The 13870-nt window shown below is 47.9% G+C and carries 15 protein-coding genes; 7 read left to right on the top strand and 8 right to left on the bottom strand.

Annotation, left to right across the window (positions count from 1 at the left end; genetic code table 11):
- Window positions 1-10: 10 nt before the first annotated feature.
- The 4 genes from accC to CP950_RS06720 all read right to left on the bottom strand — a co-directional run bounded on the left by accC (window position 11) and on the right by CP950_RS06720 (window position 3086).
- A complete protein-coding gene (gene accC, locus CP950_RS06705; RefSeq protein WP_096673582.1) occupies window positions 11-1378 on the bottom strand; it encodes an acetyl-CoA carboxylase biotin carboxylase subunit in 1368 nt (455 codons plus the stop codon).
- Between the two features lie 11 nt (window positions 1379-1389).
- A complete protein-coding gene (gene accB / locus CP950_RS06710) occupies window positions 1390-1860 on the bottom strand; it encodes an acetyl-CoA carboxylase biotin carboxyl carrier protein (RefSeq protein WP_096673584.1) in 471 nt (156 codons plus the stop codon).
- A 32-nt stretch (window positions 1861-1892) separates the two neighbouring features.
- A complete protein-coding gene (gene aroQ, locus CP950_RS06715) occupies window positions 1893-2342 on the bottom strand; it encodes a type II 3-dehydroquinate dehydratase (RefSeq protein WP_096673586.1) in 450 nt (149 codons plus the stop codon).
- A gap of 216 nt (window positions 2343-2558) precedes the next feature.
- Window positions 2559-3086 carry a TlpA family protein disulfide reductase gene (locus CP950_RS06720; protein ID WP_096673888.1) on the bottom strand — a complete coding sequence of 176 codons (528 nt, stop codon included), beginning with the start codon at window positions 3084-3086 and terminating at the stop codon, window positions 2559-2561.
- 26 nt (window positions 3087-3112) lie between these two features.
- Here CP950_RS06720 and mpl point away from each other — a divergent pair, with 26 nt between their 5' ends.
- The 6 genes from mpl to mtgA are packed head-to-tail and all read left to right on the top strand — an operon-like array spanning window position 3113 to window position 9793.
- On the top strand, window positions 3113-4522 hold the full coding sequence (gene mpl / locus CP950_RS06725) for a UDP-N-acetylmuramate:L-alanyl-gamma-D-glutamyl-meso-diaminopimelate ligase (protein ID WP_096673588.1): 1410 nt from the start codon (window positions 3113-3115) through the stop codon (window positions 4520-4522).
- Entirely contained in the window at window positions 4519-5253 is a 735-nt protein-coding gene (locus CP950_RS06730) for a beta-ketoacyl-ACP reductase (protein ID WP_096673590.1), read from the top strand. Before mpl ends, CP950_RS06730 begins: the two co-directional genes overlap by 4 nt.
- Before the next feature lie 2 nt (window positions 5254-5255).
- Window positions 5256-7244: a ribonuclease catalytic domain-containing protein gene (locus tag CP950_RS06735; RefSeq protein WP_096673592.1), complete on the top strand. Its 1989-nt coding sequence runs from the start codon at window positions 5256-5258 to the stop codon at window positions 7242-7244.
- Window positions 7216-8097: an energy transducer TonB family protein gene (locus CP950_RS06740; protein ID WP_243391940.1), complete on the top strand. Its 882-nt coding sequence runs from the start codon at window positions 7216-7218 to the stop codon at window positions 8095-8097. Before CP950_RS06735 ends, CP950_RS06740 begins: the two co-directional genes overlap by 29 nt.
- Window positions 8098-8136: 39 nt before the next feature.
- Window positions 8137-9042, top strand: a complete 906-nt coding sequence (gene aroE, locus CP950_RS06745) for a shikimate dehydrogenase (protein WP_096673596.1) — start codon at window positions 8137-8139, stop codon at window positions 9040-9042.
- Between the two features lie 7 nt (window positions 9043-9049).
- Complete coding sequence (mtgA, locus tag CP950_RS06750) at window positions 9050-9793, top strand: monofunctional biosynthetic peptidoglycan transglycosylase (RefSeq protein WP_096673598.1); 744 nt, start codon at window positions 9050-9052, stop codon at window positions 9791-9793.
- Window positions 9794-9810: 17 nt separating this feature from the next.
- Here mtgA and pyrF read toward each other — a convergent pair whose 3' ends face one another.
- Window positions 9811-10656 (bottom strand): orotidine-5'-phosphate decarboxylase, encoded by an 846-nt coding sequence (pyrF, locus tag CP950_RS06755; RefSeq protein ID WP_096673600.1) that lies wholly within the window; start codon window positions 10654-10656, stop codon window positions 9811-9813.
- A gap of 72 nt (window positions 10657-10728) precedes the next feature.
- Between pyrF and corA the strand changes: the two genes are divergently transcribed.
- Window positions 10729-11694: a magnesium/cobalt transporter CorA gene (gene corA / locus CP950_RS06760; RefSeq protein ID WP_096673602.1), complete on the top strand. Its 966-nt coding sequence runs from the start codon at window positions 10729-10731 to the stop codon at window positions 11692-11694.
- A 10-nt stretch (window positions 11695-11704) separates the two neighbouring features.
- Here the strand turns inward: corA and CP950_RS06765 are convergent, their stop codons facing one another.
- From CP950_RS06765 to thiL, 3 genes are read right to left on the bottom strand one after another with little or no spacing between them, the layout of a single operon-like run.
- Window positions 11705-12220, bottom strand: a complete 516-nt coding sequence (locus CP950_RS06765; RefSeq protein WP_096673605.1) for a CinA family protein — start codon at window positions 12218-12220, stop codon at window positions 11705-11707.
- A complete protein-coding gene (locus CP950_RS06770; protein WP_096673607.1) occupies window positions 12217-12804 on the bottom strand; it encodes a phosphatidylglycerophosphatase A family protein in 588 nt (195 codons plus the stop codon). The genes CP950_RS06765 and CP950_RS06770 overlap by 4 nt, the downstream gene beginning before the upstream one ends.
- Entirely contained in the window at window positions 12801-13823 is a 1023-nt protein-coding gene (gene thiL, locus CP950_RS06775; RefSeq protein ID WP_096673609.1) for a thiamine-phosphate kinase, read from the bottom strand. The genes CP950_RS06770 and thiL overlap by 4 nt, the downstream gene beginning before the upstream one ends.
- Between the last annotated feature and the right edge of the window lie 47 nt (window positions 13824-13870).

Consider the following 13870-nt stretch of genomic DNA (forward strand, 5'->3'; position numbering starts at 1 on the left):
TAAACACGGCTTAGGCTTTGCCGCGAGTAAGGGCTTGAGCTTCTAAGCGCTGCTCTAAGTAGTGGATGCTAGTGCCGCCCTCAATAAATTTAGGGTCCATCATGAGTTCGCGATGCAAAGGGACATTGGTAGTAATGCCATCTATAGCTATTTCTGAAAGGGCAATTTGCATCCGTTTAATAGCCTGCTCACGAGTATTGCCATAAGCGATGAGTTTGCCGATCATGGAGTCATAATGGGCAGGAACCACATACCCACTGTAAGCGTGTGAATCCACGCGGATTCCGGGACCACCAGGCATATGCCACGAACCAATGCGACCCGGACTTGGAGTGAATTTGAAAGGGTCTTCAGCATTTAACCGGCACTCAATCGCATGGCCGCGGAAAATAATCTCTTTTTGGCGATAGGCAAGTTTTAAACCTGCGGCAATACGGATCTGTTCCTGAACGATATCGATGCCAGTGATCATTTCAGTAACAGGATGCTCAACTTGAACGCGAGTGTTCATTTCTATAAAGAAAAATTCACCATCTTCATACAAGAACTCAAATGTTCCAGCGCCTCGATAGCCAATTTTTCTGCAGGCTTCAGCACAGCGCTCACCAATCTTAGCGATCAAGCGTCGGTCAATTCCTGGGGCCGGAGCCTCTTCAATCACTTTTTGATGACGACGTTGCATGGAGCAATCTCTTTCGCCCAGCCAAACAGCATTGCCATGGGTATCAGCCAAAATCTGAATTTCTACATGGCGCGGCTTCTCAAGAAACTTCTCCATATAGACTTCAGGATTACCGAAGGCACGACCCGCCTCCTCTTTGGTCATATTGACCGCATTCAATAACGCTGCTTCGGTATGCACAACACGCATACCGCGACCACCACCACCTCCAGCAGCTTTAATGATGACGGGATAACCCACCCGTTTAGCGGTAGCGATGATCTCTTTGGGGTCATCGTTGGGTAATGCCCCTTCGGAGCCGGGTACACAAGGTACGCCTGCTTTGATCATGGCGCGTTTTGCAGACACCTTGTCACCCATGAGGCGAATGGACTCCGCTCTCGGGCCAATGAAAGCAAAGCCAGATTTTTCCACGCGTTCTGCAAAGTCCGCATTCTCAGAGAGAAATCCATAACCAGGATGAATTGCCTCCGCGTCAGTGACTTCAGCGGCAGAAATGATCGCGGGCATACTCAGGTAGCTCAGTGTGGAAGCAGGAGGGCCAATGCAAACGGCTTCATCGGCAAGCTTCACATATTTAGCTTCTTTATCGGCCGTAGAGTAAACCACCACGGTTTTAATCCCCATCTCGCGGCAAGCGCGTTGGATGCGAAGAGCAATTTCTCCCCGATTGGCAATCAGAATCTTAGTGAACATGGAGTAATTGCTTAAGTGATGATGAAAAGTGGCTGATCGTATTCAACACCTTGGCCGTTTTCACACAAGATTTGTTTAATGACACCCTCTTTTTCAGACTCAATTTCATTCAACAGCTTCATCGCTTCAATAATGCACAGCGTTTGACCAACTTCCACACTGTCGCCCACTTTGACAAAGTCGGGCGATTCGGGGTTGGGTGCCCGGTAGAAAGTGCCGACCATTGGGGAGCGCGCAATGAAGCCGGTTTCTTCAGTGGCAGCCGTTGCTGGAGCGAGAGTCGGAGGTGCTGAATCGTTCACTACGGCAGAATTTGGTGCCAAATTTTGTGTAGGGATTGGGTTGGCATAAAAGACTTGATTGCTCGATGCAGGGCCCGCATTAACAATGCGCACACGATCTTCCCCTTCATTCACTTCAAGTTCTGAAATTCCTGATTCTGAGACTAGGTCGATCAGTGTTTTAAGTTTTCTAAGATCCATGCGTAATACCTCTTTATATTCTTTTACAGTCTTTATTTATTCAGGCGGGCTGTGGCTGCTTCAAGTGCTAATTCATAACCCACAGGGCCTAAGCCGCAGATAACGCCTACCGCAATATCTGATAGATAGGAATGCTTGCGGAATTCTTCGCGTTGATGAATATTGGATAAATGTACTTCGATAAAGGGGATGGCGACACCAGCCAGTACATCTCGTAGCGCTACGCTCGTATGCGTGAAAGCGCCTGGATTGATGATGATGAAATCAACCATGTCTTGTTTGGCCTGCTGAATCCGGTCGATCAACTCACCCTCATGGTTACTTTGATAGGTGCTTAAATTGATTGATTGAGATTTGGCTAGCTCGCCCAGCTTTAGATGGATATCTTCCATAGTGGTGCTGCCATAAATCTGTGGCTCACGGCTGCCCAATAGATTCAGGTTAGGTCCCTGAATGACGAGAATTGAAATATTTTTTGACATAGTTCGATGTTTTTAGGGGCAGTTAGATGTTGTTGAAGAAGAAAGGCTTTTCTCTAAAACTGCTCATCGTGTGACGATATTCATCACTAAGCACCAGCAAAGTATACCCCTTGAAAGCTTTTAGGGAGGCTAAAAATAGATAAAATACCCACAAATTTCTGGGTTTTAAGCCTCTTTTAGCGACAATTGATGTTTATTAAATGGCGTCAAAATACTTTATAAAGCTGATTTAATAGCATTTCGTAGCTCATCTTCGCTTATTTCCCCTAACTTTGAGCTAATAACCTTGCCTTGAGGATTGATCACAACGGTATAGGGCAGCGCTCCTTGAGAATTTCCCAATAACTTCGAAATATTGCTGCCTTCAAGACCGCCAATCACAATGGGGTATGAAATAGGTGTTTTTTGTAAGAATTCGCGTATGTTAGTAGGTGAATCAATGCCAATGCCGACAAATATCACATTTTGCTGCTGATATTCTTTTTGCAAGAGATTCAATGTGGGCATCTCTTTCACACAGGGAGGGCACCAGGAAGCCCAAAAATTGACTACTAATAATTTGCCCTGCCATTCCTGTGTATTTGCTGAGTGACCGTCTGGCGTTTGCCACGAATTAGCAAAAAAGGCTTTTACGCCAGCTTCATCAACACGCTTCGCATTAGAAATCCATTGCGAGCTCAGCACCCCTGCAATGAGAGCCAAAAAGCTGATTCCAATAATGATGATCCATTGCTTGCGGTTCATTGCCACTCCTTCGTTAAAATTCATAGATGCATATTCATATCTTGGGCATTTGCGGTACTTTCATGGGCGGCATCGCTGCTATTGCTCGGCAGGCCGGACATCGTGTTTCTGGCTGTGATGCGAACGTCTATCCACCCATGAGTACACAGCTTGAATCCCAGGGTATTACGTTGATAGAGGGATTCTTGCCAGAACAATTATTGCAGTTTGAGACGATGCCTGATTTATTTGTCATTGGCAATGTCGTTTCTCGTGGCAATCCTTTGATGGAGGCGATTCTGAATCAAGGGTTGCCTTATATTTCTGGCCCCCAATGGCTTGGAGAGCAGGTGCTATTTGGTAGGCATGTATTGGCAGTGGCGGGTACGCATGGCAAAACAACTACCTGCGCTATGTTGACATGGATTTTAGAATTTAATGGCTTTAAACCAGGCTACCTCATCGGTGGAGTTCCACTCAATTTTTCAGTTTCAGCTCGCTTGGGTGAGGGCTCCTATTTTGTCATCGAGGCCGATGAATACGACACTGCGTTTTTTGATAAACGCAGTAAGTTTGTGCATTACCGTCCACGTACGGCCTTATTAAATAATTTGGAATTTGACCACGCCGATATTTTTAGTGATCTTGCTGCGATCGAAACACAATTTCATCACCTTGTGCGCACTGTGCCAAGTGAGGGCTTGCTTGTAGTTAATGGGGATGAGCCCGCCTTAGAGCGAGTAATTACTCGCGGCGTTTGGGCGCCTGTAGAGCAGTTTGGACAGAGCAAGGCAAATGCCTGGTCATTGATTGACCAAGAGGACGATGGTTTTATTGTGTTGCATCAAGGCAAAGAAGTGGCATCTGTAAAGTGGGCTCCAGATTCAGGGGTAATGGGCCGCCATAATCAACTCAATGCCTTGGCTGCGCTTGCGTGCGCGAATCATATTGGCATCTCTCCGATAGATGCAGCAAAGGCTTTGGGTGAATTCAAGAATGTGAAGCGTCGACTAGAAACCATTGGTATCGCCAATGGAGTCACGCTATACGATGACTTTGCACATCACCCCACTGCAATTACCACTACAGTAAACGGATTGAGACGCCGTGTGGGGAGGTCACGTATTTTGGCAGTGTTAGAGCCACGCTCTAACACGATGAAACTGGGCATTATGAAAGCGCAATTGCCGCAAAGCTTAATAGAAGCAGATAAGGTGTTTGCTTATGGCGCAAGTTCTGGCAAAGAGTCATTGGGCTGGGATTTGGCCGAGGTCCTCTCGCCCCTGAATGCTGACGAAGAAAACAAAGCGAGCGCCTTTGATATGCTCACTGCCTTAGTCGATGCCGTGGTCGCAGAAGCGCAAGCTGGAGACCATATTTTAGTGATGAGTAATGGTGGCTTCGGTGGGGTGCATCAAAAAATATTGACTGCACTTAAAGAAAAGGATGGCAGATGAGCAATAGATTGCAAGACAAGATTGCCCTCATTACTGGGGCGGCTAAGGGGATTGGTTTTGCCACTGCTCAACGTTTTTCCAAAGAGGGTGCCAAGGTAATGATTGCTGACCTTAGCAATGAAGCTGTCAATGCGGCAGTGGAGCAAGTTCCGAACGCCGAGGGTTGTGTCATGAATGTTACTGACCGCGCTAGTATTCAAATGGCGGTCGATCAAATTATGGAGCGCCACGGCCGCATCGATATTTTGATTAATAACGCTGGCATTACTAAGGATGCGCGTTTAATCAAGATGACAGAAGCGCAATTTGATGATGTGATCGATGTCAATCTCAAAGGTGTTTTTAATTGCACGCAATTGGTTGTACCTCATATGTTGACCGCGGGTTCTGGTGCCATAGTTAACGCTTCAAGCGTCGTGGGCATCTACGGAAATTTCGGCCAAACTAATTACTCTGCAACTAAATTTGGTGTCATTGGATTTACCAAAACATGGGCTCGAGAACTTGGTCCTAAAGGCATTCGGGTAAATGCGGTATGTCCTGGTTTTATCGCTACTGAAATGGTGACGGCAATGCCAGAAAATATTCTGCAAGAGATTGAGAAGCGCAGTTGGCTCGGCCGTCTTGGCACTCCAGCTGAAATAGCCAATGCCTATTTATTTTTAGCGAGCGATGAAGCTAGCTATGTCAACGGAATTGCCCTCGAGGCTAGTGGCGGGATCTCACTCTAAATATGCACCTTTTATATGAAGAAGGTGGCGACATCAAGATCGCTACAGTTCAGTCTGCATCAGGCTCAGGCGACACGGAATCATGGCAGGCTTCAAGCCTGACCGGAAAAAAGATTAAGCTCAAGGCCAAAGAGGTTTGGTTGCGCTTTGAGAAACCAGAGGCTCAACTCGTGATGGATGAGGGTCAAGTTTTATCTAAAGACATCGACTTGCAGTTGCTGTGGGACTGCGCTCCTGAAGAAGAGTTCAATTTGATAGAGGTTTCTCAAGAGTACTTTGGCGCTCAGGCCAGCATCACTCAACAAGTGGCTTTAGGAATTGCCTTGCAAGGTGCGCCCGTTTTTTTTCGTCGTAAGGGTCGGGGCCATTTTCAGAGGGCGCCATTAGAACAGCTACAAGCTGGTTTAGCCGCCTTAGAGCGCAAACAAAAAGAGCTCGAACAACAGGCCATTTGGCAACAAGAGCTGGTATCGGGCGTATTTCCAGCAACCCTTTTATCGAGCGCGCATCAACTCCTTTTTTCTCCCGATAAAAATACCTCCGCGTACAAGGCCCTGACCGCTGCTTGTAATGAAACAGGAGAATCACCAGCTCAATTGATGATTCGCTGTGGTGCGATTGAGTCGCCCTTGGCGTATCACCAAGGGATGTTTCTGAAGGCGCATTTTCCGCATGGAAGTGCCCACAGCGATGCAATTGGAGTGGAGCAGGGAGCCTACGATGCAGCGATTGCGGAACTCCCTTTGGCTGAGGTTGCGGCATTCTCAATCGATGACTCTGGAACCACAGAGATTGATGATGCGCTGTCAGTAACTGCTTTGGGAGAAGGTAAACATCGCATCGGCATCCACATTGCTGCTCCAGGTTTAGTGATTGCTAAGGATAATCCGCTGGATCACGTGGCACGCGCGCGCATGTCTACCGTGTATTTCCCTGGCAATAAAATCACTATGCTGCCGGACTCAGTAATCCAACAATTTTCTTTGGATGAAGGCCAGCCACGTCCAGCGCTCTCGATGTATGTTGATATTGATAGCGCAGGTCAGCTCGATCGGGAGTCAATCCAGTTGCGTGCAGAAATGGTGCCAATGGCAGCTAATTTACGCCTCGAAGATCTAGAGCACCAAGTAACTGAGGCGAGTTTGGCGGATGAAAACGCTAATTATGTTTATCGCCAGGAACTGAGTGTTTTATGGGCAGCAGCCAAGCTACTGCACGCCAGTCGCCAAGCGCAACGAGTTGTGAATGGCTTGCGGCCTGAGCAATTAGGGTTAACTGATCCGAATGCCCTAGCGAGGGATTTTCACTTTCAGATTAATGGTGCAGATGGTGAAGAGCGCGTGGAAATTACCCCTCGTCAGCGCGGATCGATTCTGGATACGATCGTGGCTGAGTGGATGATTTTTTGTAACAGTACTGCAGGCCGTATCTTGGCTGAGCAGGGTATACCTGGACTTTTCCGCACCCAAAAAGGTTGGGGTCCTTTGCGCACAAGGATGCAAACCACTCCTGGCCCGCATGAGGGTCTAGGCTTGGAGTTTTATGCTTGGAGCACTTCTCCATTGCGCCGTTATACCGATCTAGTAAATCAATGGCAGCTATTGGCCGTTGCTAAGCACGGTGTGACAGCCAAAATGGTGGCTCCGTTTCCGCCAAGGGATGCCACCTTAATGGGGATTGCTGCTGACTTTGAAAACGCGTACCAAGCTTATGGGGAATACCAAGATCGCTTAGAAAAATATTGGTGTTTGCGTTGGATAGCGCAAGACGGAGGTGCTAAAACGGTATTTGTCCGCCATTTAAAAGAAGGGATGTCGCGCGTTGAGCCTATTCCGCTGCAATTGCCCATCCCTGAATTAGCAAGTCATCCGCGCTTGACTCGAGCCGAAGTGAGTATTGCCGATGTCGATTTACTGCAATTAAGTGCTGGCGTGAGAGTGATACAAATTGAAGCAGCTGAAGTTGTTCAGACTGATGCAAGCCCTGACTAAATTTAAAGTAGCCCAACTGCAGCTTCAACAAGTTTGGCGGCGCCACCCATTTGCACTGGCATTGGGTGTTTCTTTGGTGCTGCACCTTATTTTTTTATCGATCCGCTGGGGAGTCGCTGAAGTGTCAAGCCGCAGACTCAATACTCCCTTGAGTGTGGTGCTGGTGAATGCCAGCAAGTCGACCCCTCCAAACAAGGCCAGTAAATTAGCGCAAGCTGACTTACAAGGTAGCGGCAATGTATCGACTCAAGATGCCACCGCAGTTCATCGTGCCAATTTAGGCGCTGAGGCTAGGCTAGAGCAACTAGAGAAGCAGCAAAAGCAATTGTTGACTCAGCTAGATGCCGCGGGCACTCTTGCTAAGGGGCGTAAAAGTGGGGAAGTCAACAAAACCCCTCCGCAGTTAAATTCGCTTGAGGCTGAATTGGCTAAACGTTTGCAGCAGATTGGCAAGGAGCCTAGGCGAAAAGTATTGACAGGCGCTAGCACTAAAGCGGTTGCATTTGCGAGTTACTACGATGCGATGCGCCAAAAAATCGAGGCCTATGGCAGCGCCTATTTTCCGCGTGCTAACAATCATCCTTTGTACGGCAGCTTGGTGATCGTGGTGAGTGTTGATGCGCAAGGCCGCATTGCGCGTAATTCACAAGGTAAGGATGGCCTGAGTATTGGCCGTAGTTCTGGTAATCCGGAATTAGACCGTCAAGCTATTGCCATTGTGCGAGCCTCAGCGCCTTTTGGAAATTTCCCGCCGCAAATGCGTGATCAAATTGATATTCTGGATTGGATTTCTACTTTTGAGTTCAGCCGTGAAGGCAGTGATCATCTTGAATTGCGACATTTACCCAATTAAAGAAATTCAAATATGAATTTCCCTTATCCTTGAGTCAATATGAGTCCATCCCCATCCCCCGAGTTCTTTACTGACCCACGTGACTTTCCGGGGTTAGATGTATATGCAGTTGCGGGCAATCCTATCGCCCATAGCAAGTCACCAACGATTCATCAGCTTTTTGCTAAACAGGCCGAGCAAAAAATGCATTACGGGCGCCTACAAATTGACTTGAATCATTTTGCAAATGCCGCCCAATCTTTTTTTGCTGCGGGTGGCAAGGGTATGAATGTAACTGTGCCGTTTAAATTAGATGCGCGGGATTTTGCGGATCTTCTATCACCGCGCGCGCAATTAGCCGGTGCTGTGAATACCTTAAGTATTCAAGAGGGCAAAATCTACGGTGACAATACCGATGGTGCTGGTCTAGTAAGGGATCTGCATGCACAGGGAATTGAGCTTCAGGGTAAACGCATTTTGATGTTGGGTGCAGGTGGCGCGGCTCGTGGGGTTTTGGGACCTTTGCTTGAGCAGTCACCCAAATGTATGACCGTAGCTAATCGCTCAAATGCTAAGGCTACTGAGCTTGTGGAGTTGTTTGGTGAGCTGGCAAAAAAATATCAAGTCACATTGGAATCTTGTACGCTAGCCCAATTGGAAGATTCTGGCACAACAAATTCGCCATGGGATCTGATTATTAATGCCACCGCGGCTAGCCTGGGTGATAGCTCGCCAATCGGCAGCCAAGCGGCCAGTAAGATTTTTTCGCCTGGCTCATTTGCCTATGACATGGTCTATGGCAAGCCCACTCTCTTTATGCAACAAGCCCTGCAAGGCGGCGCACGGGTTAGTGATGGTCTTGGCATGTTGGTGGAGCAAGCGGCAGATGCTTTTCTGATTTGGCGCGGTAGTAATCTAAGTCAAGCGATTGACCCCCGTGCCATACTGGTCGAACTGCGTAGCTAATTTCCGCATGTCTTGGCTTCGCTATTTTATAAAATGCTTACTTGGTGGCTTGCTCATCATGCAGGTGTATTTTGCGCTGCAAATTGCCCTATGGGCCACTGTAAATCCAAGTAGCACTGCATTTAAAAGAGCCGAGCAGTGGCGCCTATGCCACGGGCCAATTTCTTGCCTGACTCAGTCCCAATGGACTCCTTACCAGCAGATTACGAATAATCTTAAACGCGCGGTGCTGGTGAGTGAAGACGATATTTTTTTTCAGCATCGCGGTGTGCGAGTTGAGGATATGCAAAAAGCATGGGAAAAGAATCAAATAAAAAAGCATCAAACTGGGCGCACGACTAAAACGGCCTTACGGGGCGGCTCAACGATAACCCAACAGCTCGCTAAAAATTTGTTCTTATCCTCGGAGCAGAATTATTTACGTAAGGGTCAAGAGCTCGTTATTACCGGATTGCTCGAGGCTTTTTTGTCAAAGCAACGACTTTTTGAAATCTACCTTAATTCAGTGGAATGGGGAGAGGGTATCTTTGGGATTGGTGCAGCATCCAAACATTATTACGGCATTAGTCCTGCCGCTTTATCTAGAGAGCAGGCCGCGGCTTTGGCCTCGGCTTTGCCTGCGCCTAAATGTTTTGATAAAGCCTCTTATTGTCGCAAGGCTAATATTAATTTCCCGAACCGCCAAGAATTTATTTTGGAGAACTTGGACCGCGTCTCTTTACCACCAAGCCCTAAAAACACGCCCCATTAATTGAGCCACATACAAAATTATTTGAAGGCTGCCGCTCTTAATTGATCTCGGGTGACTTGAGCCACCTTTCTAGCGGCTTGCGCAAAATCACTTCCCGAGCTGGCATACAAAATCGCTCTGGAAGAGTTAATCATCATGCCGCTTCCCTGTTTTCCGGGAATGCTTCCAGCCTGCACTGTGGCTTCAATATCACCACCTTGAGCGCCAATACCTGGAATTAATAAGGGCATCTCGCCCACAATGGCCCTGACTTGGGCAATTTCTTCTGGAAAGGTAGCGCCAACAACCAAGCTAATTTGGCCCGTGGCATTCCATTGTTGGGCCGCCATTCTGGCAAGATGCAGATAGAGGGGTTCGCCACTGTGAGACACATTAAGCGACTGCAAATCTGAGCCGCCAGGATTCGAGGTGCGACAGAGAATAATTACCCCTTTTCCTTGGTGTTTTAGGTAGGGCTCAATCGAATCGAAGCCCATGTATGGATTGACAGTTACCGCATCAGCTCCGTAACGTTCAAAGGCTTCGGCGGCATATTGCTCGGCCGTGCTGCCAATATCGCCCCGCTTAGAATCCAATATCACCGGAAGATGGGGGTAAGTACTTTTAAGGTAGCCGATAAGCTTTTCTAACTGAGCTTCAGCCCGTTGGGCGGCAAAATAGGCAAATTGGGGTTTGAAGCAGCAGACTAAATCTGCTGTCGCATCGGCGATTTCCCGGCAGAATTCAAAAATACCGTCCGGCTTTCCTTGTAGTGCTTGGGGCAAGCGCTTGGAATCCGGATCAAAACCAACGCACAGTAGGCTGTCTTGAGAAGTCCATGCCAGTTGGATTTGCTGGTTAAAGCCATTGGTTTTTGTGTTCATTAGGTTTGAGCTTCATTTAGTGAAAATGTCATGATGCATAGGATAAACTAGCGCATTCCTTAGGAGTTCACCATGATCAACTTGTTCGTCCTGCAAAACGGCCGCCTCTCTCAAGAGCAAGTGGAAGATCGCAATGAATTATTGCAATATCAAAACCCGATCTGGATCGACGTTGTAGATCCCGAAGAGGAAGAGCTCATTTGGATTAAAGAGGCTTTTGGGGTCCTCCTACCTGAATTAGATGACTTAGGAGATTTAGAGGCGTCTGCCCGTTATTTTGAGGCTGACGACGGCCATCTGCACATCCGCACTGACTTTTTGCTGGATGAAGATGAAACCTCTCGTAACGTCCGAGTTGCGTTTGTCTTGACCAAGCAAGTTCTGTTCTCTATTCATGATGAAGATTTGCCAGTATTCCGCCTAGTGCGTTTAAGGGCGCGCTTGCGCCCTGGGTCAGTCAGCAATGCCAAAGATGTCTTGCTTGATCTGTACTCCACTGATGCTGAGTATTCTGCGGATGCCTTAGAAGAGGTATATGAAAATTTAGAGCAAGCAGGTAAACGCGTGCTATCCGATCAAATTACGGATGCGGATGCTGCCGAAGTACTGGAAACCATTGCCAAAGAGGAAGATACTAATGGGCGCATTCGTCGTAATGTGATGGATACACGCCGAGCCCTCTCTTTCTTGATGCGCAGCAAATTACTTTCGGATGAGCAACAAGAAGAGGCGCGGCAAATTTTGCGTGACATTGATTCTTTAGAGAACCACACCGCGTTTCTGTTCGATAAGATCAACTTTTTAATGGATGCGACTGTGGGTTTCATTAATTTGAATCAAAGTAAGATCATCAAGATCTTCTCCGTGGTTTCCGTTGCCTTAATGCCACCTACTTTGCTGGCTAGTATTTGGGGTATGAACTATCGCTACATGCCAGAATTGGACTGGGCTTGGGGTTATCCAATGGCAATTGTCATTATGGTTATTTCAGCCATTATTCCTTTGGGTTACTTCCGCCACAAAGGTTGGATGAATTAAGCTGTAATCATTATTTAACACTCTCAAGCAATGCAAGAAATTCAGAGAGCGCGTAATGACAAGCTTGCACTCTCACTGCTTGACGGTCTCCACCAAAGTGCATGGTTTTAGTCGTGGTGTTGACCGCGCTGCCATCGCCACTAACTGCCCAACCAAAACACACTGTCCCAACCGGTTTTTCTGGAGAGCCTCCAGTAGGTCCTGCCACACCGGTGATTGAAATTCCCGCGTTGACCGCGGCTTGCTCGCGGACACCCTCAGCCATCGCCCTGGCTACAGACTCGCTGACGGCACCAAATGATTCAATGAGCTCAACTGGCACGCCCAAGCACTCTGTCTTGGCTTGATTGCTGTAAGTAACATACCCCCGCTCAAACCAAGTGCTAGAGCCTGGCAAACCGGTCAAAGTTGCGCTGACTAGGCCGCCAGTACAGGATTCCGCTAAGGCAATAGTCCAGCCTTGCTTGATCAGTCTGCTGGCCACTTGCTCTGCCAAGTCGATGCTCACATCTGCGGGGTATTTCATAAGAAGGAGCTTATCAGCGTTTGTAAGAGAGCGATGCTCAGTAAGGTGAAAAAAGCGGCGGCAAGATCATCGGCAATGATGCCAAAACCACGCCATAGGATTTGCCTCAAACTTGACGGTGCAATTTCATCAATATTCTCGATTTGCTTAAAGTGGCGATCAATCATGCCAATAGGGCCAGGTTTGACGGCATCAAAAAAACGAAAGAGAGCAAACGCTAAAACTTGCAGAGGAATGTCTGCAGGCATGATGAAAATCAGTACAAGCCAGAAAGCGACGATTTCGTCCCACACAATTCCGCCATGATCTTTTTTACCCAATTCTTCGCTGACATGGCCGCAGATCCAGCAACCTAAAAGAATGCCACCGCCAATCATCCAAAAAATATCTTCGGTGGTAAGAAAAGACTCTGTGAGTAGGAATGCTGCCCAGGCCCAAAGGGTTCCTACGGTGCCAGGTGCTGTTGGGGCAAGCCCGCTGCCAAAGCCAAAGGCAACAATACGGCTCGCTTTGGCGAAAACCCATTTGAAGTTTGGGGTGACAGGCAGTGACTTAAGTGAGGAGGGGTTGTCTATAGGGTTCATGCAAAATGATCAAAAGATTGAAGTAACAATGCTGTCTGACTTTCATCGATAGGCATACCATCCGCGCTCAATACGGTCAAAACGGCTCTCTCGGATTGCATAGGCTTGATACGCCCAATTTGAGTTAAAGGTAACTGCAGAGTGCGACCGATCTCCTCAATTTTTGACCGAAGTCTTTGGGGTGCAGTAAAGCAGAGCTCGTAATCGTCGCCGCCGCTTGCGGCAAATTGATTTTGAAAGTGAATGGCTTGTTTTAAAAGAGTAGGAGACTTGGGTAGTCGATCTAAGTAAACCTCTGCATCTTTTTGAGAGCCTTCTAGGAGGTGCTTGAGGTCTCCTAATAAGCCATCCGAAATATCCAGTGCTGCATGGGCAACACCTCTCAAAGCAAGGCCTAGGGCAATTCTCGGGCTTGGCTGATGCATGCGATGTTGGATCGCTTCTAAATCCTGCGGATTTAAATCAAGCTCATGACGCAATGCAGCAAGAGTGAGGCGCGCATCACCTACGGTTCCAGATACCCAAATGTCATCTTCGACCTGGGCACCCGATCTTTTAATGGCGAGGCCCTTTGGAACGTTACCAAAAGCAGTAATGCAAATATTTAAGGGGCCTGCAGTGGTGTCACCCCCAACCAAGGGGCATTCAAAGGCTTGGGCAGCCGCGAAGAGCCCTTTAGAAAAAGACTGAAGCCAGTTAGCATCAGCCTCTGGCAGGGCGAGTGCGAGTGTAAACCCTAGGGGCTTAGCCCCCATTGCAGCTAAGTCTGATAGGTTGACGGCTAAGGCTTTATAGCCCAACCACTCTGGGTTGGCGTCGACAAAAAAATGCCTGCCCTCCACCAACATATCGCTAGTGATAGCCAGTTCATCTATCGGGGAAACCCTGAGTAGTGCGCAGTCATCTCCAATGCCCAGCGCCACTGAGTGAGGCTGCGCAGCAAGCATCGCTTCCGACGCCTCTTTGAAAAAGCGACCAATTAATGCGAATTCTCCGAGGGGGGTAACTGGGGATTTCATGCCTCATTTTATGGCTCTTGGAGATCTGTCACTCGAGAGGACTAGAA

The sequence above is a fragment of the Polynucleobacter meluiroseus genome, assembly GCF_900205755.1.
Taxonomy (GTDB): domain Bacteria; phylum Pseudomonadota; class Gammaproteobacteria; order Burkholderiales; family Burkholderiaceae; genus Polynucleobacter; species Polynucleobacter meluiroseus.

Bases quoted from the DNA above. Each gene is read 5' to 3' on its own strand.
- pyrF (WP_096673600.1), bottom strand. From the start codon at position 10,656: ATGAACACAAAAACCAATGGCTTTAACCAGCAAATCCAACTGGCATGG.
- CP950_RS06720 (WP_096673888.1), bottom strand. From the start codon at position 3,086: ATGAACCGCAAGCAATGGATCATCATTATTGGAATCAGCTTTTTGGCT.
- aroE (WP_096673596.1), top strand. From the start codon at position 8,137: ATGAGTCCATCCCCATCCCCCGAGTTCTTTACTGACCCACGTGACTTT.
- CP950_RS06770 (WP_096673607.1), bottom strand. From the start codon at position 12,804: ATGAACCCTATAGACAACCCCTCCTCACTTAAGTCACTGCCTGTCACC.
- mpl (WP_096673588.1), top strand. From the start codon at position 3,113: ATGCATATTCATATCTTGGGCATTTGCGGTACTTTCATGGGCGGCATC.
- CP950_RS06765 (WP_096673605.1), bottom strand. From the start codon at position 12,220: ATGAAATACCCCGCAGATGTGAGCATCGACTTGGCAGAGCAAGTGGCC.
- accC (WP_096673582.1), bottom strand. From the start codon at position 1,378: ATGTTCACTAAGATTCTGATTGCCAATCGGGGAGAAATTGCTCTTCGC.
- aroQ (WP_096673586.1), bottom strand. From the start codon at position 2,342: ATGTCAAAAAATATTTCAATTCTCGTCATTCAGGGACCTAACCTGAAT.
- accB (WP_096673584.1), bottom strand. From the start codon at position 1,860: ATGGATCTTAGAAAACTTAAAACACTGATCGACCTAGTCTCAGAATCA.
- corA (WP_096673602.1), top strand. From the start codon at position 10,729: ATGATCAACTTGTTCGTCCTGCAAAACGGCCGCCTCTCTCAAGAGCAA.
- CP950_RS06730 (WP_096673590.1), top strand. From the start codon at position 4,519: ATGAGCAATAGATTGCAAGACAAGATTGCCCTCATTACTGGGGCGGCT.
- CP950_RS06735 (WP_096673592.1), top strand. From the start codon at position 5,256: ATGCACCTTTTATATGAAGAAGGTGGCGACATCAAGATCGCTACAGTT.
- thiL (WP_096673609.1), bottom strand. From the start codon at position 13,823: ATGAAATCCCCAGTTACCCCCCTCGGAGAATTCGCATTAATTGGTCGC.
- mtgA (WP_096673598.1), top strand. From the start codon at position 9,050: ATGTCTTGGCTTCGCTATTTTATAAAATGCTTACTTGGTGGCTTGCTC.